Here is a 2,597-nt window from a genome sequence, read left to right as displayed (position 1 = left end):
GTGACGAATTTGCTCCGAGAGATCGCGAAGTCGTCCGAGGAAATCACGTTCGTCCTCGACGGCACAGAGCCCGACGCGCAATGCACGCTGGGTCAAGTCATTGGTCGGACTGCCAGCCGGTTCCCACAACGGGCTGCGATCGTCTCCACCGGGTTTGCCCCGCTGACTTACGGCGATCTCCAGCGCCGGTTGGACGACATCCGCGGGCAGTTGCGTGTGGGTGGGTTCGATTGCAGCGCTCGGATCGGGGTGCTCATGCCGTTCGGTCCGGAGGCGGTTCTCGCCATCGTGGCTGTGGCTTGCTGCAGCATTGCGGTTCCTCTTGATCCGCGGCTGTCTCCGGTAGAGGTCGATCTGCGTTTCGGCATGCTGCACCTGAACGCTCTTCTCGTGCCGCAAGGCAGTGACACAGAAGCGCGGCAAGCGGCCGAGCGGCGTGGGATCGCCATCATCGAAGCCGTTCCCGCATATGGCGGCCAGCTCGGACTTGATGTCCCGGTCCGGGCCGCCGACCGCGCTGCTATCGACGCTGAACCTGCTCCACACTCGCCGGCCTTCATTCTGCAGACCTCCGGCACGACCGCGCAGCCAAAGCTCATTCCGTTCAGCCACAGCAACATGCTGGCCGCGTCCGCGCGTCTTCAGGCCTGGTTCGGCCTCACGCATCAAGATCGCTGCTTGAGCGTCTCGCCCCCATTTTATTCTCATGGGCTCAAGGTAACGGTGTTCACACCGCTGCTCACCGGCGGCAGCATTGCTGTCCCGGCAAACAATGCCATCGTCGCGCTGGATGAGTGGCTCGATTGTCTCAGCCCGACCTGGTACTCGGCAGGTCCCGCGCTTCATGCTGCAATGCTGGACAAGGTGAGCTCGCTCGCAGACGTGCGCGTGGCGCATACGTTGCGGTTTATCGTATCGGGCGGCGCGCCGCTGCTGCCCGACGTACGGGACGGCCTGCAGCGCGTTTTAGGCGTGCCTGTGCTAGAGCACTACGGCTCCAGCGAAGCCGCGCAAATCGCTGCCAATCTGCCGCCGCCCGGCCCGAATAGGCCGGGGACCTGCGGCCAACCTCCGCCCGGGACTCTGGCCATCGCTGGTGAGGATGGACGCTTCCTGACGGCGGGCGAGCGCGGCGAGATCTGGATTCGTGGACCGACGGTGTTCTCCGGCTATCTCGATGCGCCGGAGCTCAATCAAGCCGCTTTCGTCGGGGGCTGGTTTCGCACGGGCGACATCGGCAGCCTCGACGAAGACGGCTTTCTTTCTTTGCATGGCCGCCTGGGAGAGCTGATCAATCGCGGCGGCGAGAAGATTGCCCCTGCCGAGGTCGAATCGGCGTTGCTGCGCCATCGGGCCGTAGCCGAGGCCGCTGCCTTCGCAGTCCGCCATTCACGCCTTGGCGAAGACGTTGCAGCCGCGATCGTTTCTCATCCCCATACGCAAACGACAACTGCAGAGATCCGCCAGTTCCTGCAAGGTGAGCTTGCCTCGTTCAAGATTCCACATCGCGTTTTGATCCTCGACCAACTGCCAAAGGGACCGACGGGAAAAGTTCAGCGGCGACGGCTGCGCGAGTTGATCGATAGGGCGGCCGACCATCAGGAGGCAGTGACCGAGCCTGATCTGAACAGGGGACCATCGGATCTGGAAGCGGAATTGCTGACCCTGTGGCGGAAGCTGCTCAAGGCCGACGCCTTAACGATCGACGACGATTTTTTTGCCAGCGGGGGCGATTCCCTTCTCGCGATGGAAATGCTCCTTGAAGTCGAACGGCGCATCGGCCGTGCCCTGCCGGATACGATCATGTTCGGGACAGAGACGATCCGGCAATTAGCTCCGAAAATCGCCATCGAGCCGGGCACGCAGCCAACCCCTTTTCTGCAATTCAATGCCAGTGGCGATCGGCCTGCACTCTACTTCTTCAATGGAGACCTCGTCAGCGGACATTCGAGCATGCGGCGAATGGTGGAGCTTCTCGGGCCCGACTACCCCATCAATTCCATTGATCCCCATGGTCTTCACGGGGAGGCGATTCCGCCGTCGATCGAGAAGATGGCCGCCGATCGCCTGCCGCTTATCTTGGATAGACAGGCGAGCGGACCTTTCGTGCTGGGGGGCTTCTGCAACGGCGCCATTGTGGCATTCGAAGCAGCTCGCCTGCTGATGGCAGCCGGCCACAGGGTTGGTAGGGTCGTCATGGTTGACCCGCCGACCGTTAGTGCCCGTGCGGCGGCGCAAGCGATCCTCAGACCGATGAAGCGACTAGTCTCGCCTTACAGTCTGCGCTGGACCTATCAGCTGATGGTCAGGCTCGAGCAGTTCTTCTACGGGTCGACGAGCAAGCGGGTTAGCCAGCTGTATACCGCTCTAACCAATCCCAAGAAGCTGCATGATGCAGTCTTCAATCCCTATGATACGATTCCGCGCGCGTTATGGGAGCCTTATTCGCTCGCAATGGCGCAATATCTTCCGGCACCGCTCGAGGTTCCTGTGACGTTCTACGCAGCAGACCACGACGGTCGCGCATGGCGAGCTCTCAGTTCGCAACTCGAGGTCATCCAGGTGCCTGGGGGACACGGTGGGTGCCTGACCATCGG

General features: G+C 62.1%; 1 protein-coding gene. It reads left to right on the top strand.

Going from position 1 to position 2,597, the window contains the following annotated elements:
- Positions 1 to 2,597, top strand: a 2,597-nt coding sequence (locus tag A5906_RS31825) for an AMP-binding protein (protein ID WP_245327019.1), incomplete at its 3' end; no start/stop codon positions are given.

Origin of the sequence: Bradyrhizobium sacchari (genome assembly GCF_002068095.1) — a bacterium.
Classification (GTDB): domain Bacteria; phylum Pseudomonadota; class Alphaproteobacteria; order Rhizobiales; family Xanthobacteraceae; genus Bradyrhizobium; species Bradyrhizobium sacchari.
The sequence above is the reverse complement of the archived record's forward strand: the minus strand, read 5'-3'. Positions and strand labels throughout refer to the sequence as shown.